At 72.9% G+C, this 24623-nt stretch carries 25 protein-coding genes; 12 read left to right on the top strand and 13 right to left on the bottom strand.

The window, feature by feature from the left end:
- Positions 1 to 19: 19 nt before the first annotated feature.
- From ACIGO6_RS34490 to mgrA, 3 genes are all read right to left on the bottom strand, one after another.
- On the bottom strand, positions 20 to 190 hold the full coding sequence (locus tag ACIGO6_RS34490; protein WP_399883304.1) for a hypothetical protein: 171 nt from the start codon (positions 188 to 190) through the stop codon (positions 20 to 22).
- 46 nt (positions 191 to 236) lie between these two features.
- Positions 237 to 647, bottom strand: a complete 411-nt coding sequence (locus tag ACIGO6_RS34485; RefSeq protein WP_399883302.1) for a hypothetical protein — start codon at positions 645 to 647, stop codon at positions 237 to 239.
- Between the two features lie 259 nt (positions 648 to 906).
- The gene (gene mgrA, locus ACIGO6_RS34480) at positions 907 to 1899 is read right to left on the bottom strand and encodes an L-glyceraldehyde 3-phosphate reductase (RefSeq protein WP_399883300.1); all 993 of its coding nucleotides are present in this window, start codon (positions 1897 to 1899) and stop codon (positions 907 to 909) included.
- 127 nt (positions 1900 to 2026) lie between these two features.
- On the opposite strand from mgrA, the gene ACIGO6_RS34475 reads away from it, so the two are divergent.
- The gene (locus ACIGO6_RS34475) at positions 2027 to 2911 is read left to right on the top strand and encodes a LysR substrate-binding domain-containing protein (RefSeq protein ID WP_399883298.1); all 885 of its coding nucleotides are present in this window, start codon (positions 2027 to 2029) and stop codon (positions 2909 to 2911) included.
- A gap of 25 nt (positions 2912 to 2936) precedes the next feature.
- Positions 2937 to 3452: a DinB family protein gene (locus tag ACIGO6_RS34470; protein ID WP_399883296.1), complete on the top strand. Its 516-nt coding sequence runs from the start codon at positions 2937 to 2939 to the stop codon at positions 3450 to 3452.
- Here ACIGO6_RS34470 and ACIGO6_RS34465 read toward each other — a convergent pair.
- Complete coding sequence (locus ACIGO6_RS34465; RefSeq protein ID WP_399883294.1) at positions 3434 to 4513, bottom strand: adenosine deaminase; 1080 nt, start codon at positions 4511 to 4513, stop codon at positions 3434 to 3436. The genes ACIGO6_RS34470 and ACIGO6_RS34465 overlap by 19 nt on opposite strands.
- Before the next feature lie 47 nt (positions 4514 to 4560).
- Entirely contained in the window at positions 4561 to 4956 is a 396-nt protein-coding gene (locus ACIGO6_RS34460; RefSeq protein WP_399883292.1) for a VOC family protein, read from the bottom strand.
- Between the two features lie 171 nt (positions 4957 to 5127).
- Here ACIGO6_RS34460 and ACIGO6_RS34455 point away from each other — a divergent pair, with 171 nt between their 5' ends.
- Positions 5128 to 5586 carry a pyridoxamine 5'-phosphate oxidase family protein gene (locus tag ACIGO6_RS34455; protein ID WP_399883290.1) on the top strand — a complete coding sequence of 153 codons (459 nt, stop codon included), beginning with the start codon at positions 5128 to 5130 and terminating at the stop codon, positions 5584 to 5586.
- A 4-nt stretch (positions 5587 to 5590) separates the two neighbouring features.
- On the opposite strand, the gene ACIGO6_RS34450 is transcribed toward ACIGO6_RS34455, so the two are convergent.
- Both ACIGO6_RS34450 and ACIGO6_RS34445 read right to left on the bottom strand, forming a co-directional pair.
- On the bottom strand, positions 5591 to 6490 hold the full coding sequence (locus tag ACIGO6_RS34450) for an aldo/keto reductase (RefSeq protein WP_399883288.1): 900 nt from the start codon (positions 6488 to 6490) through the stop codon (positions 5591 to 5593).
- Between the two features lie 30 nt (positions 6491 to 6520).
- On the bottom strand, positions 6521 to 7411 hold the full coding sequence (locus ACIGO6_RS34445; protein WP_399883286.1) for a glycoside hydrolase family 19 protein: 891 nt from the start codon (positions 7409 to 7411) through the stop codon (positions 6521 to 6523).
- 320 nt (positions 7412 to 7731) lie between these two features.
- Between ACIGO6_RS34445 and ACIGO6_RS34440 the strand changes: the two genes are divergently transcribed.
- Positions 7732 to 8172, top strand: coding sequence for an SPW repeat protein (locus ACIGO6_RS34440; RefSeq protein ID WP_399883284.1), 441 nt, complete (start codon positions 7732 to 7734; stop codon positions 8170 to 8172).
- Between the two features lie 154 nt (positions 8173 to 8326).
- Complete coding sequence (locus ACIGO6_RS34435; RefSeq protein WP_399883282.1) at positions 8327 to 8596, top strand: GlsB/YeaQ/YmgE family stress response membrane protein; 270 nt, start codon at positions 8327 to 8329, stop codon at positions 8594 to 8596.
- A gap of 61 nt (positions 8597 to 8657) precedes the next feature.
- Here the strand turns inward: ACIGO6_RS34435 and ACIGO6_RS34430 are convergent, their stop codons facing one another.
- Positions 8658 to 9623 carry an NAD-dependent epimerase/dehydratase family protein gene (locus ACIGO6_RS34430; protein ID WP_399883280.1) on the bottom strand — a complete coding sequence of 322 codons (966 nt, stop codon included), beginning with the start codon at positions 9621 to 9623 and terminating at the stop codon, positions 8658 to 8660.
- A 175-nt stretch (positions 9624 to 9798) separates the two neighbouring features.
- On the opposite strand from ACIGO6_RS34430, the gene ACIGO6_RS34425 reads away from it, so the two are divergent.
- Positions 9799 to 10284 carry a nucleoside deaminase gene (locus ACIGO6_RS34425; protein ID WP_399883432.1) on the top strand — a complete coding sequence of 162 codons (486 nt, stop codon included), beginning with the start codon at positions 9799 to 9801 and terminating at the stop codon, positions 10282 to 10284.
- Positions 10285 to 10457: 173 nt separating this feature from the next.
- On the opposite strand, the gene ACIGO6_RS34420 is transcribed toward ACIGO6_RS34425, so the two are convergent.
- Positions 10458 to 11150, bottom strand: a complete 693-nt coding sequence (locus tag ACIGO6_RS34420; RefSeq protein ID WP_399883278.1) for a chaplin family protein — start codon at positions 11148 to 11150, stop codon at positions 10458 to 10460.
- A gap of 259 nt (positions 11151 to 11409) precedes the next feature.
- Here ACIGO6_RS34420 and ACIGO6_RS34415 point away from each other — a divergent pair, with 259 nt between their 5' ends.
- From ACIGO6_RS34415 to ACIGO6_RS34400, 4 genes are all read left to right on the top strand, one after another.
- Positions 11410 to 13026 carry an alpha/beta hydrolase gene (locus ACIGO6_RS34415; protein ID WP_399883276.1) on the top strand — a complete coding sequence of 539 codons (1617 nt, stop codon included), beginning with the start codon at positions 11410 to 11412 and terminating at the stop codon, positions 13024 to 13026.
- A 52-nt stretch (positions 13027 to 13078) separates the two neighbouring features.
- Positions 13079 to 14173 (top strand): chemotaxis protein, encoded by a 1095-nt coding sequence (locus ACIGO6_RS34410; protein ID WP_399883274.1) that lies wholly within the window; start codon positions 13079 to 13081, stop codon positions 14171 to 14173.
- Positions 14174 to 14278: 105 nt separating this feature from the next.
- Positions 14279 to 15298 carry a Gfo/Idh/MocA family protein gene (locus tag ACIGO6_RS34405; RefSeq protein WP_399883272.1) on the top strand — a complete coding sequence of 340 codons (1020 nt, stop codon included), beginning with the start codon at positions 14279 to 14281 and terminating at the stop codon, positions 15296 to 15298.
- 283 nt (positions 15299 to 15581) lie between these two features.
- On the top strand, positions 15582 to 16907 hold the full coding sequence (locus ACIGO6_RS34400; RefSeq protein ID WP_399883270.1) for a SpoIIE family protein phosphatase: 1326 nt from the start codon (positions 15582 to 15584) through the stop codon (positions 16905 to 16907).
- 15 nt (positions 16908 to 16922) lie between these two features.
- Here the strand turns inward: ACIGO6_RS34400 and ACIGO6_RS34395 are convergent, their stop codons facing one another.
- Positions 16923 to 18452, bottom strand: a complete 1530-nt coding sequence (locus ACIGO6_RS34395; protein WP_399883268.1) for a hypothetical protein — start codon at positions 18450 to 18452, stop codon at positions 16923 to 16925.
- A 297-nt stretch (positions 18453 to 18749) separates the two neighbouring features.
- Here ACIGO6_RS34395 and ACIGO6_RS34390 point away from each other — a divergent pair, with 297 nt between their 5' ends.
- The gene (locus tag ACIGO6_RS34390; RefSeq protein ID WP_399883266.1) at positions 18750 to 19892 is read left to right on the top strand and encodes an aminoglycoside phosphotransferase family protein; all 1143 of its coding nucleotides are present in this window, start codon (positions 18750 to 18752) and stop codon (positions 19890 to 19892) included.
- A gap of 282 nt (positions 19893 to 20174) precedes the next feature.
- Positions 20175 to 22094 carry an N-acetylmuramoyl-L-alanine amidase gene (locus tag ACIGO6_RS34385; RefSeq protein ID WP_399883430.1) on the top strand — a complete coding sequence of 640 codons (1920 nt, stop codon included), beginning with the start codon at positions 20175 to 20177 and terminating at the stop codon, positions 22092 to 22094.
- 4 nt (positions 22095 to 22098) lie between these two features.
- Here ACIGO6_RS34385 and ACIGO6_RS34380 read toward each other — a convergent pair whose 3' ends face one another.
- From ACIGO6_RS34380 to ACIGO6_RS34370, 3 genes are all read right to left on the bottom strand, one after another.
- Positions 22099 to 22596 (bottom strand): hypothetical protein, encoded by a 498-nt coding sequence (locus ACIGO6_RS34380; RefSeq protein ID WP_399883264.1) that lies wholly within the window; start codon positions 22594 to 22596, stop codon positions 22099 to 22101.
- A gap of 58 nt (positions 22597 to 22654) precedes the next feature.
- Positions 22655 to 23275 carry a CGNR zinc finger domain-containing protein gene (locus tag ACIGO6_RS34375; RefSeq protein ID WP_399883262.1) on the bottom strand — a complete coding sequence of 207 codons (621 nt, stop codon included), beginning with the start codon at positions 23273 to 23275 and terminating at the stop codon, positions 22655 to 22657.
- Between the two features lie 372 nt (positions 23276 to 23647).
- Positions 23648 to 24556, bottom strand: a complete 909-nt coding sequence (locus ACIGO6_RS34370; RefSeq protein ID WP_399883260.1) for a universal stress protein — start codon at positions 24554 to 24556, stop codon at positions 23648 to 23650.
- Between the last annotated feature and the right edge of the window lie 67 nt (positions 24557 to 24623).

Raw genomic sequence — 24623 nt, 5'->3', positions numbered from 1 at the left:
CGGGGACGGATTCGGGAGCCTACTGGCCGGAGAACGACCTCGCACCGGCGGTGTCCGCCTCGGTGCCCCCGCTCGTGCTGTCGCGCCAGTCGTTGATGGCGGCCTCGACGGCGGCCAGGATGTCCGGGCCTAGTTCGGCGGCGCGATCCTTGAGTGCTTGCTGGAACGCCGAGGGCGGCTTGGACGCCACCTTTTCCCGGTCTCCGTCGGGGACCACGCCATGCGACGGGACCGTGTCAGGCGACAGGGACGACGAGCGGCGGTGCGGCCCGCTGCATGCGCAGTGCGTCCACGGACTCGGCCAGCAGTTCGTACTCGGTGGTCTCATCGCTGGTCGCGATGCGCACCAGGCGCCCTGCGGCCAACTCGTCGGCGACCAGCTCCTGTTGGCCGCCGTCGGCGCACCAGGTGCGCAGCACGTGCGGCACGTCGGGGGCGTCGTCGGCGACCGGAGTCAGGGCGCCGCGCGGTAAGTGGGGGAGGTCGGGCTGCGGGTCCAGCCGCTCGGCGATCCAGGTCGCGCGGTCGCGGAGCCACCACAGGGCCAGGGCGAGGGTGGGAGCCCGGTAGGTCCCCAGGGGTACTCCGATGCGTCGGCCGTCGCAGACACCGTAGGCGGTGACATGGCACAGGAACTCGTCGTGCACTGCTCCCCTCCCCCGTCGCGCAGCCCGCCTGCCGGTCCGGCATGGCGTCCGTGACGCTCGTGTGCGGTGCGTGAGGGCGCTGTCGCGTGGTGTGAGAGGCCCTAGAGGTGAGTATGTTCACTACTGAACCACTGTCACCATGAATTTCCGGCCAGTCTCCTGGCATATTCACGGCGATTGTTGGCCGAAAGACTCCGCCACCGGCACACGCGAAGGTCCCGGAGGCGGGCGACCACCTCCGGGACCTCGGCGCGTGTCCCTACTTCGCGGCGATCCGGTCGATCCGGGCCAGCTCGTCGGCGTCGAAGGCGAGGTTGCGGACGGCCGAGACGCTGTCCTCCAGCTGCCGCGGGCTGCTCGCGCCGACCAGGGCGGAGGTCACCCTGCCCTCGCGCAGCACCCAGGCCAGGGCCATCTGGGCCAGCGACTGGCCGCGGGAGGCCGCGATCTCGTTGAGGGCGCGCAGCTTGCCGACGAGTTCCCCGGTGACCGCGTCCGAGTTCAGGAACGGGCTGTCGCTCGCGGCCCGCGAGTCCTCCGGGATGCCGTCGAGGTAGCGGCCCGTCAGCAGGCCCTGCTCCAGCGGGGAGTAGGCGATGGAGCCGACCTGGAGCTCGTCGAGGGTGTCCAGCAGGCCGCCCGCCTCGGGACGGCGGTCCAGCATCGAGTAGCGCGGCTGGTGGATCAGGAGCGGGGTGCCCAGGTCGGCGAGGATGCGGGCGGCCTCCCGGGTCTGCTCCGCGGAGTAGTTGGAGACGCCGACGTACAGCGCCTTGCCCTGCTGCACCGCCGTGTGCAGGGCGCCCATCGTCTCCTCGAGCGGAGTGTCCGGGTCGGGGCGGTGCGAGTAGAAGATGTCGACGTAGTCCAGGCCCATCCGGGTCAGGCTCTGGTCCAGGGACGACAGCAGGTACTTGCGCGAGCCCCACTCGCCGTACGGGCCGGGCCACATCAGGTACCCGGCCTTGGTGGAGACGACCAGCTCGTCGCGGTACGGCGCGAAGTCGGCCTTGAGGGCCTCGCCGAGGGCGGACTCGGCGGCGCCGGGCGGCGGGCCGTAGTTGTTGGCGAGGTCGAAGTGGGTGACGCCGAGGTCGAAGGCGCGGCGCAGGATGGCGCGCTGGGTCTCGACGGGGCGGTCCGGGCCGAAGTTGTGCCACAGGCCGAGCGAGAGCGCGGGGAGCTTCAGGCCGCTGCGTCCGGTGCGCCGGTAGGGCATGTCCGCGTAGCGGTCGGGGTGTGCGGTGTACAACGCGACTCCAGGGGGTTGGCACCCGAGGTACGGGTCTTTGGCGGAACCGCTCCCCACTCTGTCGTGACCTGCGGACAGTGGTCCAACAGAAGAATCCGATGGGATTCAGCGGTTAGGCTTCTCAATCATGGAACTGCGCCACCTCCAGCACTTCGTCGCGGTCGCCGAGGACCAGCACTTCACCCGCGCGGCGGAACGGCTGCTGGTTTCCCAGTCCGGCCTGTCGGCGTCCATCCGGGCGCTGGAGCGGGAGTTGCGGGCGCCGCTGTTCGTGCGCACGACCCGCCGGGTGACGCTGACGGAGGCCGGACGGGCGCTGCTGGGCGAGGCGCAGCGGATCCTCGCACAGGTGCGGTCGGCGCACGAGGCGGTGGCCGCGGTGCAGGGCGTGCTGCGCGGCACGCTCTCCCTGGGCGCCGAGCAGTGCATCGCCGGGGTGCCGGTGGCGGGGCTGCTGGCCGGGTTCCGGCGCCGGCATCCGGACGTGGAGATCCGGTTGCGCCAGGCGGGGTCGGGCGAGCTGGCCGAGGAGGTCGCGGCCGGGCGGCTCGACCTGGCCTTCGCCTACCGGACCCAGGCGGACACCGACCAGCTGCGTTCGGTGTCGCTGGCGGGTGAGCCGATGACGGTGCTGTGCCACCCCGGTCACCGGCTCGCGGCGGGCGGCGCGGTGCTCACCCCGCACGATCTCGCCGACGAGGTCTTCGTCGACTTCCACCCGGACTGGGGCCCGCGTCGCGTCACCGACGCCGTCTTCGCCGCGGCGGGCGTACGGCGGACCGTCCCGCTGGAGGTGAACGACGTGCACGGCCTGCTCGACCTGATCGACGAGAACCTGGGCATCGCGGTCGTGCCACGGCACTTCCGGCACAAGCGGTCCTCGCTCACCTCGCTGCCGCTGAAGGACTCCGGCGGGACGGAGTACGAGACGATCGCGCTGCTGCCGCCCGCGCAAGGCACCAGCCCCGCCGCGCGGGCCCTGATGGGACTGCTGGGAACGGGGAGCGCATGAGGGCCGACTGCGCGATGGTGGACGCATGCATGCGAAGGACATCCTCATCGAGGCCTACGGCCGCATCCAGGAAGAAGTCCACGCCGTCGTCGAGGGCCTGGACCCCGACGGCCTGAACGCCCGCCCTGCCGACGACGCGAACTCCGTCGCCTGGCTGGTCTGGCACCTCACCCGGGTCCAGGACGACCACATCGCGGACGCCTTCGGGCTGGACCAGGTATGGCTGACCCAGGACTGGGAGAAGCGCTTCGGGCTGGGCCTGCCCCGCGGGGACACCGGGTACGGCCACAGCTCCACCCAGGTCGCGAAGGTGCGGGTCGACTCGGCCGACCTGCTGAGCGGCTACTACGACGCCGTGCACGAGCAGACGCTCGGTGCCCTGCGCTCCGTGGCCGCCAAGGACCTGGAGCAGGTCGTGGACGACAACTGGGACCCGCCGGTCACGCTGGGCGTACGCCTGGTCAGCGTCCTGTCCGACGATCTCCAGCACGTCGGACAGGCCGCCTATGTGCGCGGGCTCGTTCAGAGCGCGGAGGCGTAGCCCGGCAGGACGACGTCCTCGATCAGGGCCATGCGCTCGTCGAACGGGATGAAGGCGCTCTTGAGGGCGTTCACCGTCACCGTGCGCAGGTCCTCGACACCCCAGCCGGCCTGCTCGACGAGGAGGGACATCTCCCGGGTCATCGTCGTGCCGGAGACGAGTCGGTTGTCGGTGTTGAGGGTGACGCGGAAGCCGAGGTCCTTCAGCGCGGTGATCGGGTGCTCGGCGATCGAGGTCGCGGCGCCGGTCTGGAGGTTGGAGGTGGGGCACATCTCCAGGGCGATACGGCGGTCGCGCACCCAGCCGGCGAGCCGGCCGAGCTTGCCCGCCGCGAGGTCGGGGATGTCGTCGGTGATGCGCACGCCGTGGCCGATGCGCTGGGCGCCGCACACCTGGAGGGCCTGGTGGATGCTGGGCAGCCCGTGCGCCTCGCCGGCGTGGATGGTGAAGGGCACGTTCTCGCGGCGCAGGTGTTCGAAGGCGTCGAGGTGGTCGGCGGGCGGGAAGCCGTCCTCGGCGCCGGCGATGTCGAAGCCGACGACACCGGCGTCCCGGAACGCGACCGCGAGGTCGGCGGTGGCGCGGGTGCGGTCGAACATCCGCATGCCGCACAGCAGCGTGCCGACGCGGACCGGCGTGCCGGCGGCGGCCGCCTTGGCCATGCCGGCCGCCAGGCCCTCCTGGACGGTCTCGACGACCTCGGCGAGGGCCAGACCGCCCTTCAGCATCAGCTCGGGGGCGTAGCGGACCTCGCCGTAGACGACGCCGTCGGCGGCGAGGTCGAGGACGTACTCCTCGGCGGTGCGCAGCAGGCCCTCGCGGTTCTGCATCACGGCGAGGGTGTGCTCGAAGGTGGCGATGTAGCGCACCAGGTCGCCGGAGTTGGCGGCCTCGTAGTACCAGGCGGCCAGCTCGCCGGGGTCGGTGGTGGGCAGGGTGTGTCCGACGGACTCGGCCAGCTCCACGACGGTCGCGGGGCGCAGGCCGCCGTCGAGGTGGTCGTGCAGCACCGCCTTGGGGAGGCGGCGGAGGCTCTCGGCGTCTATGCGCGTAGATGACATGGTGCGGTTCGCTCCTCGGAGAGTGCTGGACGGGAGTGCGGGGAAGGTCAGGAGGCGGCGGGCTGGAGCAGGTCCCAGCGGTTGCCGTACAGGTCCTGGAAGACGGCGACCGACCCGTAGGGCTCGTGCCGGGGCTCCTCCAGGAAGGTCACACCGGCGGCCTTCATCCGGGCGTGCGCCCGGGCGAAGTCGTCGGTGTACAGGAAGAACCCGACGCGCCCGCCCGTCTGGTCGCCGATCCGCGCACGCTGGACCTCGCCCTTGGCGCGCGCCAGCAGCAGGGCGGTGCTCTGCGCCGGATCACCGGGCTCGACGACGACCCAGCGGGAGCCGTCGGGCCGGGGCGTGTCCTCGGCGAGGCGGAAGCCGAGGGCCTCGGTGTAGAAGCGGATCGCCTCGTCGTAGTCGTCGACGACGAGGGTGACCAGGGCGATGCGTGCCATCGGGGCCTTTCGGGGACGGGCGATTGACGGGAGAGGTTATACGTAAAACTCACCGGGACGCCAGTCCTCGCTCCTGGGCCTCGTGAGGCTTCGGTCCTGAGCCTCGTGAGCCTTCGGTCCTAGGCCTCGCGCCCGAGGCCCGCACGCGGCCCGTCCATTACCGTCACCGGCATGAAGATCACCGCACCACCGCGCGAGCCCGCGCAACGCAAGCAGGACGTGCTGGACCGTCTGGAACGGGAGATCGACATCTGGGTGGCCACGGCGGACGCCCAAGGGCTGCCGTGCATGGTTCCGCTGTGGTTCGTGTGGCACGAGGGGTCGGTCTGGCTGTGCACGCGGCTCACCAACCCGACCGGGCGCAACCTGCGGGACGGCGGCCGGACCCGGCTGGCGTTCGGGCACACCCGGAACGTCGTCCTGATCGACGGCACCGTGGAGACGTTCGGGCTGCGGGAGGCGCCGCCCGGGGCGGCCGAGGCGTTCCTCGCGAAGACCGGCTGGGATCCGCGCGAGGACAGCGCGTCGTACGCCTGGTTCCGGGTGCGTCCGCTCGCGGTACAGGCGTGGCACGAGGAGCGCGAGCTGAAACAGCGGCACCTCATGCGGGACGGCGCCTGGACCGTGTAGTGCGTCAGCCCGTCCGTGCGCCGTCGAGCAGCGCCAGGTCCTCCTCGGTGAGGCGCAGGGCGCCCGCGGCCACGTTCTCGGCGAGGTGCCCGGGGTCGCCGGTGCCGGGGATGGCGAGGACGTTCGGGCCCTGGTGCAGGGTCCAGGCGATCCGGACCTGGGCGGGGCTCGCGCCGTGCGTCCGGGCGACGGTGCGGACCTCGTCGTCGTGGGCGGCGCCGGCGCCCTGGGGTCCGGCCTCGCCGGCGATGGCGTAGAACGGCACGAAGGCGATGCCCTGCGTGCGGCACTGGGTGAGGAGTGCGTCGGTGGCGGGGTCGTGGAAGCCGAGGCCGTAGCGGTTCTGGACCGCGACCACGGGCGCGATGGCCTGGGCCTCGGCGAGGTGCCGCGGCTCGACGTCGGAGATGCCGAGGTGGCGGATGAGGCCCGCCTCGCGCAGTTCGGCGAGGGCGCCGAAGTGCTCGGCGATCGACTCCTGCCGCATGCGGCGCAGGTAGACGACGTCGAGGTGGTCCCGGCCGAGCTGACGCAGGTTCTCCTCGACGTGGGCGCGGAGGTCCTCGGGACGGGCGGAGGTACCCCACTCCCCCGACCACTCGCGGTACGGGCCGACCTTCGTGGCGATGACCAGGTCGTCGGCGTACGGCGCCAGTGCGCTGTTGATCAGTTCGTTGGCGGAGCGCAGGGTCGAGAAGTAGAAGGCGGCGGTGTCGATGTGGTTGACGCCGAGGTCGACCGCGCTGCGCAGCACCGCGAGGGAGCGCTCGCGGTCGCTCGGGGTGCCGAGGTGGAAGGCGGCGCTGCCCGTCAACCGCATCGCGCCGAAGCCGACGCGGCGGACGGGCAGGTCGCCGAGGTGCCAGGTGCCCGCGGACTCCGCGGTGATCGTTTCCGAGGTCATCGGCGGAGTGTCGCACACACGCGGCGCGGGTCAGCAGTACAGGTTTCCGCCCGGGGAGACGCCGAGGATCTGGCTGAACTGCTGGTACTTGGTGACGCGGCTCTGGACCTGCGCGGGATTCTTGCCGTCGCACTCCAGGGAGCCGTTGATGGAGCGGATCGTCTGGCCGAAACCGGCGCCGCTCACCATGGCGTTGTGCGCGGTCGTGCTGCCGGGCCCGGACTGGGTGTTCCAGTACCACAGGGCGGTCTTCCAGGCGACGGCCGAGTCGTTCTGCACCAGCCAGGGGTTGTTCAGCAGGTCGATGCCGAGCGCGTCGCCCGCTGCCTTGTAGTTGAAGTTCCAGCTCAGCTGGATGGGACCGCGCCCGTAGTAGGCGGCCTGGCCGGCCGGGCAGCCGTAGGGCCGGCTCCAGTCGCAGTAGTGGGGGTAGTTGGCGGTGTTCTGCTCGACGATGTGCACCAGTCCGCCGGTCTCGTGGCTGACGTTGGCGAGGAAGGCGGCGGCCTCCTGCTTCTTCACCGTGTCGCTGCCGGTGTTGGCGAAGCCGGGGTAGGCGCTGAGCGCGGCGGTGAGGCCGCTGTAGCTGTAGAACGAGTTCCTGCCCGGGAACATCTGGTTGAACTGCGCCTCGGTCACCACGAAGTTGCCGACCGGCGTCTGGGAGCCGCCGTCGCAGGCGTACGGCTCCCAGTACCAGGTGCTGATCAGCGGGTCGTAGCCCGGGTTGGCGTGCTCGGCGATGTACGCCTTGCCGTCCGTGTAGCGGACGATGTCGCCGGCGTTGTAGTTCGCGTCGGCCGACCAGGCCGGGTAGCCGGCGCAGGAGGCGGCGGACGCCTCGGGGGCGGGCAGGAACGCGGGGACGGCTCCGGCGAGGGCGAGTGCGGTGATCACGGCGGACATACGGCGCCTCGACACAGGTCTGCCTCCTTGGGGGGGAGCACGGCCGCTCCCGTACAAGGACAGGGCGGGGCAGAGCCTTGTGCGCACGCGCCGGCGGGACCGGCCAGGGCGTGGGGGCGGCCGTGGTGGGGGGTGTGGAGGCACACTCAACCGTCTTGGTATGTACCAGTCAAGGGTTTAGACCAGTTCAACTCCCACGGGTTCCGGTCGGGTCGGGACGCACACCCCCGCCCACCACTACACATAAGGACCAAATAAGGGCAGAATGGGTGTATGCGGCGCTGCCGCACACCGCCCCGGACGCGGTCGGCCCGGTAAGTCGAAGGAGACGACTCATGGCCAACGTCTCGCACACCAGAGGTGACATCACCAGCCACCCCGACGCTCAGGAAATGCAGGCACGCTACGCCCGCATGCTCGGCGGTCGCGACGTGGCACTCGTGGACGGGCCGGTGTTCCTGCTCGGCCTCTACTGCGCTGTGTCCCCGTGGATACTCCACTTCACCACCAGCCAGCCCTCGCTCGTGGCCCACAATCTGATCGTGGGTATCGCCATCGGTCTGCTGGCCCTCGGATTCACCCGCGCCCCGGAACGCATGTACGGCCTCAGCTGGGCCATGTGCGCGATGGGTGTGTGGATGATCATCTCGCCATGGATCGTCGGCACGAGCCCCGACGCCGGCGTCATCTGGAACAACATCATCATCGGCGCCCTGGCCCTTGTCCTGGGCATGGTCTGCGCCGGCACGGCGGCGAAGAGCGCCCCGAGGACCTAGACACTCCGGAAAGGAACACCACGGGCCGGTCCTGCCTCCAGGGGCCGGCCCCCTCGCGCGCACGACGGGGAATGCAGGTGAAGCCCGAGCGGACTGCGCCCGCCCGCAGCGGGCACCCGCATGACTGCGGGGGTACTGACGAGAAGGGGCGGAGATGGAGATCGACGGGATCATCAGTGCCATCGTCATCGGCATCGTCATCGGCGTCCTGGGCCGACTCGTGGTCCCGGGCCGTCAGCGCATCGGCATCCTGTGGACGATCCTCGTGGGCATCGTGGCCGCGCTGATCGGCTCCTGGATCGCAGCGGCGTTCGACGTCGCCGACACCGACGGCGTGGACTGGGCCGAGTGGCTCATCCAGATCGGTCTGGCCGCACTCGGCGTGGCCGCGCTGGACCGGTCACGGGCACGCACACGCCGCTGACGGCTGCCATCCCGCGGGTGCGGCGCGCCGGTCCGGCCGGCGCGCCGCACCCGTGCGACCGTCACCGGTTCGCCAGCCACCCCTCGTACCAGACCACCGTGGCGTCCACGGTGTCCGCCAGCGGCGTCGGCACCGTCCCGAAGGCCTGCGCGAAGGCGGTGGAGTCCACGATCTGGGCCTCCGTGTGCTGGTAGAACATCTCCGCGTACTCGGCCATGAACCGTTCGTCGAACGGCCCGAAGGGCCGGGGCTCCGCGAGCACCACGACGTTCAGCGGCCGGCCCACGCGCTTCTCGATCATCGTGTGGATCTCGCGCGTGCTGACGGCGGGCGCGGTCGGCAGGTGCCAGACACGGCCGTCGCCCTCCGGGCGCTCACCGAGCGTCGCGAGCCCGGCCGCCACGTCCCTGATGTCGGTGTAGCTGTGGAGCAGGTCCAGGTCACCCATCCCGACGACCTCCCCGCCGGTGAGCGCGCCCGGGAAGACGGCGGCGCCGAGCGACGAGTTGAGGACGCCGGGACCGACGAAGTCGGCGCTGCGGCCGAGGACCACGCGCGCCCGGCCGGCCCGGTGCGCGGCGAGGTACCGCTCGTCGAGCTCGGCACGCATCCGCCCCTTGCGGCCGGTCGCCTGCCACGGGCTGTCCTCGGTCATCACCGCTCCCCCGGTCTCGCCGTACGGGTAGAGCGTGTCGAGCACGACCAGCCGGGCCCCGCGGGCCTCGACCGCGGCCAGGACGGCATCCTGCACGCGGGGCATCACCTCGACCTGGAGGTGATAGGCGACGTTGACGCAGTGGTACACGACGGCCGCATCGCCCAGGGCGGCCCGGGCACCGTCGGCCGTGCTCACGTCGGCGGCGAAACGCTCGACTCCCTCGATCGCGGGTCCGTCGGCCTTCCGGTCGACGAGTCGGACGGGATGCCCCCTGCGCACCAGCTCACGGGCGAGCGCCGTACCGGCGGGGCCGGACCCGAGGACGGCGTGCGGGGCGCGCGGCTGCGGAGTGGTGGCGGCTGCGGACATGGCGGGCCTCTTCTCTCTGTCGCCCAGACGCCGCCCGGCGCCTCGGCACTGCCGACGGGAGTGTCGCTATGGCCACTCCCTTTAGTTAGAGACTGTAACTGTCGCGATGAGTCATAGCAAGACCGGCGGGCATAGGCTGCCGATGAGGATCACGTCGCGAGGAGGGCCGTACGCCATGGTCGTGAAGGACGCCGAACTGCCGTATCTGCGCCGCTGCGTGGAGTTGGCGGCGGAGGCACTGGAGGCCGGGGACGAGCCGTTCGGGTCGGTTCTGGTGGGCGCGGACGGCACCGTGCTGGCCGAGGACCACAACCGGGTGGCCTCCGGCGACCACACCCGGCACCCCGAGTTCGAGCTCGCGCGCTGGTCCGCCGCCCATCTCACCCCCGAGGAGCGGGCCGCCGCCACGGTGTACACGTCGGGCGAGCACTGCCCGATGTGCGCCGCCGCCCACGCCTGGGTGGGCCTCGGGCGCATAGTGTACGTCGCCTCTTCCGAGCAACTCGCCTCGTGGCTCGGCGAGTTGGGGGTACCCGCACCGCCCGTGCGCGCACTGCCGATCGGCGACGTCGCACCCGGCGTGACGGTGGAGGGCCCGGTGCCCCGGCTGACGGAGGAGATCCGGGCCCTGCACCACCGCTTCCACGCGGGGCGCGCCTGACGCACGGCGCGGGCGGAGACGGAACGCGTCGGCCCCGCCGGCTGCTCGCCGACGGGGCCGGGCGCCGGGATCGGGCGCCGGGATCGGGGATCCGGATCAGGACCGCATCAGGATCGCTTCACGTCCGGATCAGGACCGGATCGCGTCCGGCTCAGGAGCGGATCGCGTCCGGCTCAGGCGTCCGTGCGCGGGCGGAAACGCCGGTAGAGCACGGCGCCGCCCAGGATGAGCGCGGCGCCGCCCGCGAGAGTGGGCACGGCCGCGTCCGTACCCGTGTGCGCGAGGGATTCGACGGCACGTGGCGCCGTGTACGACCGCTGCGCGCGCTCCTCGGTGGGCGCGGAGGGCTTCGACGCCGGTACCTCGGGGCGCTGCGGCTCGTCGACGTGACGGCCGGAGGAGTTCGTCGACTCGTTGCCGGTGGCCGCGTTGCCGATGCCGACCACGTTCACGCTGTTGCCGCTCACGTTCACCGGGACGTGGACCGGCACCTGCACGCTGTTGCCGGAGAGCACGCCCGAGGAATCCGTCGCCCCGCCCTCGGCCACGGCCCCTCCGGACGGGCCGGTGGACGTGCCCGTGGAGTCGCCCGCCCCCCGCGTCGCCTCGGCGCTCCCGGCGTTGGTGCAGCTGTTGCCCACGGCCGGGTTGAGGACCCCGACCACGTTCACCGTGTTCCCGCACACGTTCACCGGAACGTCCACCGGGACCTGGACGGTGTTGCCCGAGAGCACCCCGGGCGAGCCGGCCGCGTGGCCGTCGGCGGTGGCGCCGTCGGACGCGAACGCCGCGTACGCCGGCATCGTCACGGCCAGCGCGCCGGAGGCGGCGACAGCGAACACACCGTTTCGGGTAACCCTTCTCATGAGGTTCCCTGCCTTCCAGACATGGTCACGGGCGCTCGCCCGCACCGGTTAAAACGCGGGCGCACCATCCGAGTTATGGCTTATCTGCCTTTCACTCCATCGAGTGGCCGGTTTGTCGAACTGGCGGCAAAGCGTCCGTACGGGCACGGAGGCCCCCTCGATGCCGGGAACTGCGCCCGGAGGCGGGTCGTCCGGGGCCCGCTTATGGTGAGCGAGGGCGCCGACCACCGGTCCGCGACGGGGCGCCCGGGAGGCATCGATGCTGGCCAAGCTGTCGACCCGGCTCTCGGCCCGGCGCTGCGCGGTCACCGGCGCGCTCGGGCTGGCCCTGCTGGGTGCGGGGCTGCCCGCCGCCGGCGCGGACGACACCGGGGCCGGCCTGTCCCGGTTCTACGACCAGAGGATCAGATGGTCGGCCTGCGAGGGCATGGACGTGTCGAAGGACCTGCAGTGCGGCAAGGTCACCGTCCCGCTCGACTACGACCGGCCCAAGGCCGCCACCCTCGACCTGGCGCTCGCCCGGTACCGGGCGACCGGGGACTCGCGGGGCTCCGTGCTGCTGAACTTCGGCGGGCCGGGCGGCTCCGGTGTCCGTGAACTCGCCTCGTCCGGCAAGATCTTCATGCATCTGACCAACGGCTACGACGTGGTGACCTTCGACCCCCGCGGCGTCGGCCGGTCCTCGCCGGTCTCCTGCGGCCCGGCCACCATGGACATCGTGGAGGCGACGGACGGGGACGAGGAGCTGACCGACCCGCAGGACGTGCTCCGGCGCCTGCGGGACGCGGCCGCCGAGTGCGCCCGGCACTCCGGCCCCGTGCTGCGCCACATGGGCACGGTCGACGCCGCGCGCGACATGGACGTGATACGCCGGGCGCTCGGCGACGACCGGCTCAACTACCTGGGCTTCTCCTACGGCACCCGGCTGGGCGCGGTCTACGCGGCCCGGTTCCCCGACAGGGTGGGCCGGATGGTCCTGGACGGCGTGGACACCCTGACGGAACCGCTGACCGAGCAGGGCCTGGCGGGCGCGCGCGGGCAGCAGACCGCGCTGGAGCACTTCCTCGGATGGTGTGTGGAGGACATCGCCTGCCCGTTCGGACAGGATGCCCGGGCCGCCCGTCGCCAGGTCGTGCAGCTCGTCGCCTCGCTCGACGCCGACCCGTTGCCGACGGGCTTCGGCGAACCCTTCACCGGACAGGACATGGTGGGCGCCATCGGTCAGGCGCTGTACAGCAAGGAGCTGTGGCCGTCGCTGGAGCGGGCGCTCGCGCAGCTGATGGAGGGCGGCGACACCAGCGGTCTGGAGGGGTTCGTGTCCGGCGGTGTCACCTTCCCGGTCCGTGCGGCCGGGCGTGCCGAGCACCGGGTGGCCGCCGCCGGCGACCTCACCGACCCTGAGGACGTCCCCATGGACAACCTGCCGGCCGCCCTGATGGCGATCAACTGCGCGGACGACCCCGACCGCCCCAGCGCCGACCGGGTCGCGGGATCCCTGGAGCGGCTGCGCGCGCGGTACGAGGAGGTCTCGCCGGTCTTCGGCCGGTACCGGCTGGTCCAGGTGCTGATGTGCTACGGCCGTCCCCCGGGCACCGACTACATCCGCGAGCACGTCAAGGATCTCGACACCGCGAAGATGCTGCTGGTCGGCACCCGGGGCGATCCGGCCACGCCGTACCACTGGACCGTGGAGACGGCCGAGCGGCTCGGCCCGTCGGCGGTGGTCCTCGACAACAAGGGCGAGGGGCACACCGGCTACGCGTCCTCCGAGTGCGTGCACCGCAAGGTCGACGACTTCCTGCTGTACGGCTCCCTGCCGCCCGACGGCAGCTCCTGCGGTGCCGAGGACGACGACGCGGGCGCCGAGGACGACTGAGCACCGGGACGCTCCGAATGCCCGATATGCCCATTGGTCCTATCGTGCTGACATGGAGCACGAACTGAGTCCCGCCACCCTCGCCGAACTGCGGCGCCCCCGTCCGTACCCGGCCGTGTCCGTGCTGACGCCGACGCACCGCCGCGAACCGGACAACGCCCAGGATTCGGTCCGGCTGCGCAATGTGGTCGCCGAGGCCAAGAAACAGCTGGAGGACGACCCGGCGGTCACCCGGGAACGGCGTATGGAGGTGGCCCGGGAGCTCGACCGCGCGCTCGCCGAGGTCGACCTGACGCACGCCGAGGACGGGCTCGCGATCTTCGCCGCCCCGGGTGAGCACCAGGTCTGGACGCTCGCCCGTTCCGTCCCCGAGCGGGTGGTCCTCTCGGACACCTTCCTGACCCGCAACCTCGTCGCCGCGCAGGCCGCCGAGCGGCCGTTCTGGGTGCTGTCGGTCGCCACCGACCGCGTCACGCTGTGGAGCGGCGGCGCGGGCCGGGTCGTCGAGGAGCGCATCGCGGGCTTCCCGCTCGACCGGCCCGCGGAGGACTTCGACCCCGAGCGCCAGGAACGGATCGGCGACGCGCCGAGCACCTTCCGGGACGAGGGCACCCGCAGGTTCCTGCGCGACGCCGACGCCGCGATGGCCAGGATCCTGCGCACGCATCCCCGGCCGCTGTACATCACCGGCCCCGACCCCGCGCTGTCCCTGTTCGACGAGGCCGGCACGCTCGCCGCGGACGCGGTGCTGGTCCCGCACGGGGGCCTCGCGCGCGGCACCGCCGAGGCGGTGTGGCAGGCGGTGCGGCCGGTCCTCGAGAACGAGGCGCGCGGGTCCGTCGAGGCGGTGGCCAAGGAACTGGACGCGGCCCGCGGGCGCAAGGACTTCGCGGCCGGTGTCGACGAGTTGTGGGTGAGCGCCCACACCGGCCGGGTACGGCTGCTCGCCGTCGAGGAGGGCTTCCGGGTGACCATGCGCGACGACGGCGACCATCTGATCCCGGCGGAGACCGGCGACCTCGACGCCCGCGACGACATCGTGGACGAGATCGTCGAACAGTGCCTGGAGACCGGCGCCGACGTCCGCTTCGTGCCGGACGGTGCGCTCGGGGACGCGGACGGTATCGCGGGAGTACTGCGGTACTGACGCCCGCCGAGAGAGCCGGCCCCTCTTGACGACCATGAAACCCTGTTCCCGGTACACGTACCCGCCCTCGCGGGTGCGCGGGGACGGGGAAGGAGCCGGCGGAGCGTGAGCGAACTTCTGGGTGTGGCGGTCCTGGGCGCGGGACACATGGGCGCCGACCACATAAGGCGCCTCGATCGGGTGGTGAGCGGCGCCAGGGTCGCCGCCGTCGCGGACCCCGACGCCGAGCGGGCCAAGGAGGCCGTGGGCGGGATCGACGGGGTGGTGGTGCACACGGACGTCGAGGCCGCGCTCGACGCGCCGGGCGTCGAGGCGGTCCTGGTCGCCTCGCCCGGCGAGGCGCACGAGGAGGCGCTGCTGGCCGCGTTCGCGCGGGGGCTGCCGGTGCTGTGCGAGAAGCCCATGGTGCCGGACTCCGCGGGCGCGCTGCGCGTGGTGGAGGCGGAGGCGCGGCTCGGCCGGAGGCTGGCGCAGATCGGGTTCATGCGGCGGTACGACGCCGAGTACCGGCAGCTGAAGTCGCTGCTGGACAGCGGGCGTCTGGGCCGGCCGCTGATGCTGCACTGCGTCCACCGCAACGTCTCCTCCCCGCAGCACTTCACGTCCGCGATGCTGGTCAACAGCTCCGTCTCGCACGAGATCGACGCGGCCCGCTGGCTGCTGGGTCAGGAGCTGACCGCGGTGACCGTGCTGCGGCCGCGGCCGTCCGCGGGCGCGCCCGAGGGGCTGTCCGACCCGCAGTTCGTGCTCTTCGAGACCGAGGGCGGGGCCGTCGTCGACGTCGAGGTCTTCGTCAACTGCGGCTTCGGCTACGAGGTCCGCTGCGAGGCCGTCTGCGAGGCGGGCAGCGCCCGGATCGGCCGGGCGCACACCATGGTGGTGACGGCGGCGGGCGGTGCCCGGGAGGAGGTGGCGCAGGACTACCTCGTACGGTTCGCGGACGCCTATGACCGCGAGGTGCAGATCTGGGTCGACGCCACCCGGCAGGGCCGGGTCACCGGTCCGGACACCTGGGACGGGTACGCCGCCTCCGCGGTCGCCGAAGCCGGCGTCCGGGCGCTGGAGACGGGCGCCCGCGCACCCGTCGACCTGGCGCCCCGGCCGGCCCTGAGCAACCCGGCATAGACCAGTTCCAGAACACAGGTTCGGCGAACACCAGCGCGACGACCCCATCGGGCTGCGACGACCGTCAAGTCACGTACGAACGCTACGACTTGACCGTCGGGGCGCGTACCCGGTCCGCGCACGGAAGTCACTCCGGGAAGACTGTGGCATATGCCGGGAGCACCACCGTAACGTGTGTGGCCGAATCCCTTACGGGGCGTCGCGGGCTGTGCAACAGTCGTAACGGTCCTTCCGCCAGCCTCGGTTCCGCCTTGGTCGTACCGTCTGCACATCGGAGTGCGTCATGTCGTCCCCTCTCTCCGCGGACCGCCCAGCCGCCCAGCCGCCGGGGCGCGGCTCGGTCGAGGCGCTGATATCGCAGGCGCGGCGACTGCGGGGCGATGTGGACGCGGTGCGGCGGGACAGCGAGGACGACGGCACGGACGCCCGCGGACGCTGGCAGCGTGCGCTGTACGACCTGGCGCTGCACCAGCTCAGCGACCTGGACGAGCATCTGGCGCAGCTGCGGGACGGCCCGGCGCCCGCGCCACGGCCCGGTTCGCTGCTCAGCCGGGTCGGCAGCGCAGAGTGGAACCTGCTGACGGACGAGGCCGAGTGGTCCGGGGAGCTCTTCCAGATCCTCGGCCGCGACCCCGCGTCCGTCCCGCTCAGTCTCGACGAACTCCCGTCCGTGGTGCTCGCCGAGGACCGGCCCAAGCTGACCGCGATGGTCACGGGCTGCCTCGTCGACGCCCGGCCGATCGACGGGGAGTTCCGCATCGTGCGCCCCGACGACACCGTGCGGACCGTGCACATGATGGGCGAGCCCGTGCTCGACGCCGACGGCAGTACCGCCTCGATGTGGGCGGTACTGCGGGACGTCAGCGAACTGCGGCGCAGTCAGCGGGCGGTGAGCGAGACCCGTGACTCGCTCCGCCGCCATCCGCTGTCCGCGGGCAGCGAGCGACGGGCCGCGGTCGAACCGCGGGAAGCCGTGCCGCCGCCCTGGCACGGCCTCCTGCGGTTCCCGCACCTGGGGCGGCCGGGCCTGGACCTGGCCGCCGCATACCTGCCGTCGACGGCCCACGCACCCGGGGGCGGCGGCTGGTACGACGCCTGCCCACTCGGCGGCGACGAGACACTGCTCAGCGTCGGCGACCTCACCCGCCCGGACGCCGAGACCGCGCAGGCGCCGGCGCTGCTGATCGGTGCCCTGCGCGGCCTGGCCCGGGCGGGCACGCGCCCCGCGCAACTCCCGGACGGGCTCGCCCGGTTACTCGAGGCCACCACCCTGCCGCCCGTGCGCGGCGCCGTGTACTGCGCCTACCGGCCCGACACCCGCACCCTGACATGGGCCCACGCCGGACGCCCCGCCCCACTGCTGTTCCGCAGGGGGACGGGGCGCGGGCTGGCCGGGCAGGCCGAGGCGACCCTCGAAGCCGGCGACCTCCTGCTCCTGCACACCGGCGGACTCGGGCCGGCAGCCGTGCGGCACCTTCTCGCGCTGGCACCCCGCCTGACCGAGGCGGACTCCGCACAGGACGGCGTACGGATCGTGACGGAGGGAATCTGCGAGTGCCCCGGGCAGGAGGCGGCCGCCTGCCTGCTGGTGGCCCGGGTGACACCGTAGGGAGCGTGTCGGGGTCTACGCAGGAGCGATGTTGCCGCCCCTGCCCTTTCCCCGGCCCGGCTTGGCCGACTTGGCCGCCGACTTGCCTTTCGGCAGCGCCAGTTCGATCTCCTCCCGCAGCTCCTGGATCTTCGGGTAACCGGCGTACTGGGCGGTGAGCCGGTACATCTGGCGGAGCCGGTCCCAGGTCCGCTGGGAGGAGTTGGAGCCCATCGACATCAGGGCCAACCGGGCATAGCGGTCCGCCTGTTCCGGGTCGTCCGCGATGAAGCAGGCCGAGGCCATGGACAGATGGTCGAAGATCTTGGACCGCTCGCGGCCGTCGATCCTCAGTTCCAGCGCCTTCTCGGCGTAGTGCTGGGCGTGCGCCGCGGCGCCCGGGTCGAACTCGGCCAGCGTGCGGTAGGCGAGCGCCGTCATGCCGTACAGATCCTCGTCCTTGAAGGTCTGCATCCAGTCCGGCGGCTCGGTGTCGTTCCGGTCGGAGACGAACAGGTCCTCGGCCCGCCCGAGGGTGCGGCGCATCGCCTGGCCCTTGCCCATCGACGCCTGCGCCCACGCCTCGATGGTGTGGAACATCGCCTGGGTGCGCGGCAGCAGCCGCTCGCCGGAACCGGACGTGGCGAGCTTCATCAGGTCCAGCGCGTCGTCCGGCCGGCCCAGGTGCACCATCTGGCGGGCCGCCCGGGAGAGCGCCTCGCCGGCCCGGGGACGGTCGCCGCCCTCGCGCGCGGCGTGGGCGGCGATGACGAAGTACTTCTGGGCCGTGGGCTCCAGGCCGACGTCGTGCGACATCCAGCCCGCGAGGACGGCGAGGTTGGCTGCGACGCCCCACAGGCGCCGCTGGAGATGGGGTGGGTGGTGGTAGGCGAGCATGCCGCCCACCTCGTTGAGCTGGCCCACCACGGCCTTGCGCTGGAGCCCGCCGCCACGGGCGGCGTCCCAGGCACGGAACACTTCGACCGAGCGCTCCAGTTCCTCCACTTCCTGGGACCCGATGGGGGCGGCCTCGTAGCGGTCGAACCCGGCGGGGTCGGCGTGCAGGGGGTGGCGGAGGTCGGGTGCGTCGGCAGCCAGGGCCGGGTCGGTGTGCAGCCAGTCGTGCATGGCGCTGCTGAGTGCGGAGCCCGCGGCGAGCGCGGCGCCCGCGCCCACCAAGCCGCGTCGGTTGAGCATGAGGTCCATTCCCGTGAATTCGGTGAGGACCGCCGCGGTCCGCTCGGGCGCCCACGGCACTCCGTCGGGATGCTCCTCGCTCCCGCCGCCCTGCCGTTTCCCCGCGCGCCCGTGCCGGACCAGACCGAGGTCCTCGATGGTCACGACACGGCCGAGACGCTCGGTGAACAGAACCGCCAGCACCCGCGGCACCGGATCGCGCGGGATCTCTCCCATGTCGATCCACCGCCGCACCCGCGAGGTGTCGGTCGCCAGCTGGGGGTGGCCCATGGCCGCCGCCTGCCGGTTGACCAGCCTCGCGAGCTCGCCCTTGGACCAGCCGGCCAGGCCGAACAGGTCCGACAGACGGGTGTTGGGTTCTCCGCTCACGTCAAGCCCCCAGGTTCTCGGCTGAGTTGACAGTAGCCCCGTGCCGGTTGCCGGGCGACTATTCGCCACCGTTCGCCAGGGTGCGCCAGATGGTGTGCCACGGGCGGACGGGTGTCAGGTAGGAAAGCGCCACCCCGACCCGGTTGCCGTGGGGTTACTCCCCAGGGTGGCCCCGGGCGGCCGGGCGGGTGGCGCGAAGGCTTAAAAGAAGGCGCGCCCTCCGTACGCCACGACGAAACGGTCGGGCACCGCACTTCCGGCAGGCACAGCAGGCACACGAAGGGATCTGTCTCGCCCATGTACGCAGCATCGTCCTCCGTGTCCGCCCCGCAGCGATCGCTTCACCCCCGCCCGGCGGCGGGCGGCGGCCCCTACCTCGCCCCCGCGCGTCCGGCGGCCCCGGTGCTCGGGGCGAGCAGGGCGCGGCGCGGCGCGGGACCCGGCACCCAACCGCTCAGCGGGAGAATCGACCTGTCCGGCCCGCAGGGCGCCCAACTGCGCACGGCGATCGCCTCCGTGCACCGGATCTGCCCGGAGTTCGCCCCGGTGCAGGTGCTGCGCCGCAGCGGGCGGTCCGTGCTCCTGGTCGGTACGACCGGGCGCAGCACCGCGGTCGCCAAGTGTTTACTGGACCACTCCCCCGCCTGGGCGGAGCGGATCCGGCACGAGATAGGGGCATACCGCTCGTTCGTCCGGCACCGCCCCCCGGTGCGGGTGCCGAGGCTGATCGCAGCGGATCCGGACAACTGCACGCTGGTGATCGAGCGGATGCCGGGACGGGTGGCGGCGCTGCAGCGGCACCCGCTGGAGGCTCCGCCGCGGGCGGACATCAGGGCCGCGCTCGGCGCGATCTGCCGGCTCAACGCCTGGCGCCCGCCGGCCGGCACCTTCGACGCCCCGCTGGACTACGCGGCCCGGATCTCCCGGTACCACGAGCTGGGCCTGCTCACCGACCGGGACCTGGGTGACCTGCAGAAGCTGCTGCACGGCATCGCGCACGCGGCCGGGCGCCAGGGCATGGGGCAGTTCTGCCACGGTGACGCGCTGCTGTCCAACATCCTGATGTCCCCGGCCGGTCCGGTGCTGGTGGACTGGGAGCACGCGGGCTGGTATCTCCCCGGCTACGACCTGGCGACCCTGTGGGCGGTGCTGGGTGACGCCCCGGTGGCGCGCCGCCAGATCAGCCAGCTCGCCCAGTCGGCGGGACCGGCCGCGCGCGACGCGTTCCTGGTGAATCTGATGCTCGTGCTGACCCGGGAGATCCGCACGTACGAGACGGCCGTGCAGCGGTCGATGCACGACACGGCCCCGACCCCGCCGACGGCGGTCCACCCGGGCGCCGCGCCGTCCGGCGAGGAGCAGCGGCTGCTGCTGCGGCGGCTGCACGACGACTGCCAGATGGCCCGAAGGGCCGTGCGCGCGGCGGTCGGCACGCGCTGACGGACGGGACGACGGTCCGCGGTGCGCTCCCCAGGGGCGCACCGCGGACTTTTGTGCGTCCTGCCTCGGCGCGGGGCCACTGGTGTACGCCACTGACGCCGCGCAGGCCCGTGAGCCGCCGCCACGAAACTCGCCCGACCCCTCACTGACGTGGGAAATCACCATGCCGACGGCATGATTGACGGATCGTCGGACCGCCGGGTACCACTGACCCACGCCCGGCCCCGCACGTCCCGCTCCGCCCGACCGTCACAGGAGGCCGCTTTGCGAGGATCCCCCACCGTGCCCGCCCTGGCCACGGCGGCACTGCTGCTGCCGCTGCTCGGCGCGGCACCGTCCGCCGCCGGGCCGTCCGCCGCACCGCCCGCCCCGGACCGCCTCCAGCGGGCGTTCGCCGCGGCAGCGGCCGAGTACCACGTGCCGCAGAGCGTGCTGCTCGGCGTCTCCTACCTCCAGTCCCGCTGGGACGCGCACGACGGTGCGCCGAGCGTGACCGGCGGCTACGGCCCGATGCACCTCACCGACGCCCGCACGGCACTGGCCGGGGCGTCCCACCACAGCGACGGCACCGAGGACCCGCGCGGCGACGACTCCCGCGCCCCGCTGCATCCCCCGTCCGACGCCGCGCTGCCCACCGAGTTGCCGGCCCGGCTGACCACGCTGCCGAAGGCGGCGGAGCTGACCGGGCTGAGCCCCGCGGCGCTGCGCACCGACCCGGCCGCGAACGTGTCCGGGGGCGCCGCGCTGCTCGCCGCCGCCCAGCGGGCCGTGGGCGAGCCGCTCAGCGCGGACCCGGCGGACTGGTACGCGGCGGTCGCCCGTTTCTCGGGCGCGGAGGACTCCGCGACGGCGGCGGCGTACGCCAACGACGTGTACGAGGTGATCCGCACCGGCGAGCAGCGGACCACGGACGCCGGGCAGCGGGTCGCGCTGACCGCCCGTCCCGACGTGGCCCCCGACGTCGCGCAGCTCGGAGGCACCGGCCTGCGTGCCGCTTCGGCGGCCGGCACCGAGTGCCCGAAGTCGGTGTCCTGCGAGTGGATCCCGGCACCGTACGAGGAGTTCGGGGACGGCGACTACGGCAACCACGACCTGGGGAACCGGCCCGCCTCCCAGCGCATCCGGTACATCGTCGTGCACGACACGGAGGGCGCCTGGAACGGGGTCCTCCGGATGGTGCAGGACCCGACCTACGTCTCCTGGAACTACACGCTCCGCTCCACCGACGGTCACATCGCGCAGCATGTGAAGGCGAAGGACGTGGCCTGGCACGCGGGCAACTGGTACGTCAACGCGAAGTCGATCGGCCTGGAGCACGAGGGTTTCCTGGCGGATCCGGACGCCTGGTACACGGAGGCGATGTACCGGTCGTCGGCGCGGCTGGTGAAGTACCTGGCGAAGAAGTACGACATCCCGCTGGACCGGCAGCACATCCTCGGCCACGGCAACGTCCCGGGCACGACCACCGCCACGATCCCGGGCATGCACACCGACCCGGGCCCGTACTGGGACTGGCGGCACTACTTCCAGCTGCTCGGCAGCCCCTTCGAGCCGACCGCCGGCAAGAAGTCAGACCTGGTGACGATCCGCCCCGACTACGACACGAACCGCCCGGGGTACACCGGCTGTGAGACCAAGGGCGAGCCGTGCGCGGCGCACGGCTCCAGCGAGGTGCGGCTGTACTCCGACCACGATGTGAACGCGCCCCTGATCAGGGACGTCGGCCTGGGCACCACCCCGACGACCGGGGTGAACGACCTGTCGTCGCGGGTCTCCACGGGCCAGCAGTACGCGGTGGCCGACCGGTGGGGCGACTGGACGGCCATCTGGTACCTGGGCCAGAAGGCCTGGTTCCACAACCCGAAGAAGAACCCGGTCGTGGTGCCCGCCTCGGGCCGGGTGATCACACCGAAGAAGGGCCTGGCGAGCGTCCCGGTGTACGGCCGCGCGTACCCGGAGAAGGCCGCCTACCCGGCGGGGGTGCCCGCCCAGGCCGTGTCACCGCTGCCGTACCGGCTGCCGGCGGGGCAGAAGTACGTGGTCGGGGAGAAGGTGCCGGGCGAGTACTACTACGCGGCCACCTTCGACGACGCCTCCCACCGGGTGGTGGTCGGCGAGGACCAGTACTACGAGATCCAGTACGGCCACCGGGTCGCGTACGTGCGCGCCGCCGACGTCACGCTCCGGGCCGTGGGGAAGTAGCCGGTCAGCCCTGCTGGAAAAGCTCCGCCGGGAGCGGCTTCAGCAGGGCGTACAGGTCGTCGGTGATGGGGCGGTCCCACGCGGCGATGGTCACCAGGACGCTGTCGCTGCGGTCGAACTGCACGCAGGAGATCCGGCTCTCGGAGAGCTTGAGGCGGCGCACGATCAGCAGGTTGTCGCCCTGCATCACCGGTACGTCCTCGGCGCCGACGACGGTGACCTCCTCGTCGTTCTCCAGGGCCAGCAGCAGCTGGGCCACCTCGAACGGGATCTCCCCCTCGGGGACCTCGCGGGCCGGGGAGCCCTCCGGAAGGTTGCCGATGATCATCGCGGGGCCGCGGCCGCCGAACAGGTCGTAGCGCAGGAAGACGCCCTGACAGCTGCCGTCGGGCGCGGGCAGCAGTCCGGCGCCCAGATTCCCGGGCCAGTCGCCCGGGTCCATGGCCAGTACGTCGAAGTCGGGCCCGGCGGGCGTTGCGCTGCGGCGGCGGAGGAACGACATGCCGCCATGGTACGTGGCCGGACCGTGCGAACGGCGTGCGGGCGGGTACCCGGTCGGGCTACGCGGTCCGCTTCTGCCGTTCGTGGTGGCGGGCCACCCGGGCCCGGTTGCCGCAGGACGGCCTGCACCATTCCTGGCGGGGGTGCTCCTTGAGGAAGTAGCGCACGCAGCGCGGTGCGTGACAGGCCCGCAGCCGCTGCCGGTCGGGGCCCGTCAGGAAGCCGATCACCGCCTGCGCGAGGGCCGCCGCGAGGTCGGGCCGGGCACCGGCCGCGGGCCGGGCGCGCACGACGGGTGCGTCGGCGTCTGCGTCTGCGTCTGCGTCGGGCCAGTCCAGGACGGGGACGATGGGGGTGCGCGCGGCTGCCGTGTTCAGGCACCGCAGGGCCTCGGGGACGGGGAGCAGGCGGGCGGCGTCGGCGGGACTCGGTTCGCCGGGGCGTACGGCGCGTGCGAAGAGGGCGCGGGCGGCGGACCGCACCTCGCGGACGGCGGCCAGGGCCGGGGCGTCGGCGGCGAAGCGCTCGGCGTCCGGCACGGTGTCTGGGTGGGCCCGCACCCAGGCGCCGAGCCCTGCGACATCGGCCAGGTCGTCGACGACCCCGCCGCGCCCGTCGTGCCGGACGGTCAGCGCGAGGTCGAGGGCGATCCGGGTGTCCCTGCGGGGCGAGTCCTGCATGCGCCCGATGATAGGCACGCCGGGTTCCACCGGAGGCCGGGTGCGTCGTGCCGGGGGCGGGCGCGCGGGGCCTCGGAGGTGGCCGTGACGGGGCTCGCACGGGGCGTCGAAGGTGGACGCGCGGCCGGCGACGCACTCTGGCCCGTGACACCTTGGCGCGCCTCCGTCCGGGCTTCACCGACCGCGTGGCCGTCGCGGGGTCCGTCCGGGCCGTCGAAGTCGGACGCGCGGCCGACGACACCCCGGCGCCCCGCCATCCGGACGTCCCCCAGGACCGACAGCGCGGCGTCCTCTCCGACCGCGTGGCCGTCGGGCGCCCGCCGTTGCCGCGAACGGCGCGGGGCTTCGGAGGTCCCGGCGCGGACGGCGCCCTCAGTCCTCCGGCGGAGCCGGTGGTACCACCGCGATCGGGGCCGCCGCGTGCAGCAGGACGGCGTGGGTGACGGAGCCCATCATGCGGGCGGGGGCCAGCAGGCGGCGGCGATGGCGGCCGACGACGACCAGCTCCGCGTCCCGGGAGGCCGCGACGAGGTGTCCGGCGGCGTCGCCGGGTGCGACGTTCGTCTCGACCCGGACGTCGGGGTGGCGTCCCCGGTAAGGGGCGAGGAAGCCGTCGGCCAGGACCCGGGTCTCGGTCTCGACGGACACCTCGTCGATCACCAGGGGCATCATCTGGCCCGCGGCGGCCCAGGTCTGCACCGGCCACGGGTAGGCGGCGACCACCTGGAGCCGGGCGCCGCGCAGGGCGGCCTCGGTGAAGGCGAAGGACAGCGTGGCGTCGTCGGGGCTGTCCACGTGCAGGCCGACGACCACCCGCGGGCCGGGTTCGGCCGGTGGCTCGCCGTGGACCTCGCGGCCGGGACGGGGCACCACGACGACGGGGCACTCGGCGTCGCGGGCCGCGGCGAGGCCGTTGGAGCCGAGCAGCAGGCTCGCGAAGCCGCCGCGGCCCCGGGAGCCGAGCACCAGCGCCTGGGCGTCGGCGCCCAGTTCCGGGAGCACGGCGCCCGGCACGCCCTCCATGCCGACGTACTCCGTCGCGACCCCGAAGGACCGCCCCTGAAGGTGGGCGCGGGCCTGGTCGAGCACCGGGTCCTCGCCCGTGTCGGGCGGGCCCGCGACCAGGACGTCGGCCTGTGCCCAGGCGGCGTACTGGCGCACGTGCACCACCCGCAGCGGTGCCTCGCGCCGGTGGGCGGCGTCGAGGGCCCAGTCCAGGGCGCGCAGGCTGTCGTCCGAACCGTCGACCGCCGCGACGACCGGCAGGCTGGTGGTGCTCATGGGTTCCTCACCTCCGGGGTACGACCTTGTCCCTCCCGGCGTCAGCGTCGCTCAGGCGTCGCCTCCG

The organism is Streptomyces sp. NPDC053750, assembly GCF_044544295.1.
Classification (GTDB): Bacteria; Actinomycetota; Actinomycetes; order Streptomycetales; family Streptomycetaceae; genus Streptomyces.
Note: the sequence above shows the minus strand (reverse complement) of the source record. Positions and strands in the feature narration are given on the sequence as shown.

Coding starts and splice junctions, on each gene's coding strand:
- ACIGO6_RS34475 (WP_399883298.1), top strand. CDS start 2,027: ATGGAACTGCGCCACCTCCAGCACTTCGTCGCGGTCGCCGAGGACCAG.
- ACIGO6_RS34470 (WP_399883296.1), top strand. CDS start 2,937: ATGCATGCGAAGGACATCCTCATCGAGGCCTACGGCCGCATCCAGGAA.
- ACIGO6_RS34465 (WP_399883294.1), bottom strand. CDS start 4,513: ATGTCATCTACGCGCATAGACGCCGAGAGCCTCCGCCGCCTCCCCAAG.
- ACIGO6_RS34460 (WP_399883292.1), bottom strand. CDS start 4,956: ATGGCACGCATCGCCCTGGTCACCCTCGTCGTCGACGACTACGACGAG.
- ACIGO6_RS34455 (WP_399883290.1), top strand. CDS start 5,128: ATGAAGATCACCGCACCACCGCGCGAGCCCGCGCAACGCAAGCAGGAC.
- ACIGO6_RS34450 (WP_399883288.1), bottom strand. CDS start 6,490: ATGACCTCGGAAACGATCACCGCGGAGTCCGCGGGCACCTGGCACCTC.
- ACIGO6_RS34440 (WP_399883284.1), top strand. CDS start 7,732: ATGGCCAACGTCTCGCACACCAGAGGTGACATCACCAGCCACCCCGAC.
- ACIGO6_RS34435 (WP_399883282.1), top strand. CDS start 8,327: ATGGAGATCGACGGGATCATCAGTGCCATCGTCATCGGCATCGTCATC.
- ACIGO6_RS34430 (WP_399883280.1), bottom strand. CDS start 9,623: ATGTCCGCAGCCGCCACCACTCCGCAGCCGCGCGCCCCGCACGCCGTC.
- ACIGO6_RS34425 (WP_399883432.1), top strand. CDS start 9,799: ATGGTCGTGAAGGACGCCGAACTGCCGTATCTGCGCCGCTGCGTGGAG.
- ACIGO6_RS34420 (WP_399883278.1), bottom strand. CDS start 11,150: ATGAGAAGGGTTACCCGAAACGGTGTGTTCGCTGTCGCCGCCTCCGGC.
- ACIGO6_RS34415 (WP_399883276.1), top strand. CDS start 11,410: ATGCTGGCCAAGCTGTCGACCCGGCTCTCGGCCCGGCGCTGCGCGGTC.
- ACIGO6_RS34410 (WP_399883274.1), top strand. CDS start 13,079: ATGGAGCACGAACTGAGTCCCGCCACCCTCGCCGAACTGCGGCGCCCC.
- ACIGO6_RS34400 (WP_399883270.1), top strand. CDS start 15,582: ATGTCGTCCCCTCTCTCCGCGGACCGCCCAGCCGCCCAGCCGCCGGGG.
- ACIGO6_RS34390 (WP_399883266.1), top strand. CDS start 18,750: ATGTACGCAGCATCGTCCTCCGTGTCCGCCCCGCAGCGATCGCTTCAC.
- ACIGO6_RS34380 (WP_399883264.1), bottom strand. CDS start 22,596: ATGTCGTTCCTCCGCCGCCGCAGCGCAACGCCCGCCGGGCCCGACTTC.
- ACIGO6_RS34375 (WP_399883262.1), bottom strand. CDS start 23,275: ATGCAGGACTCGCCCCGCAGGGACACCCGGATCGCCCTCGACCTCGCG.
- ACIGO6_RS34370 (WP_399883260.1), bottom strand. CDS start 24,556: ATGAGCACCACCAGCCTGCCGGTCGTCGCGGCGGTCGACGGTTCGGAC.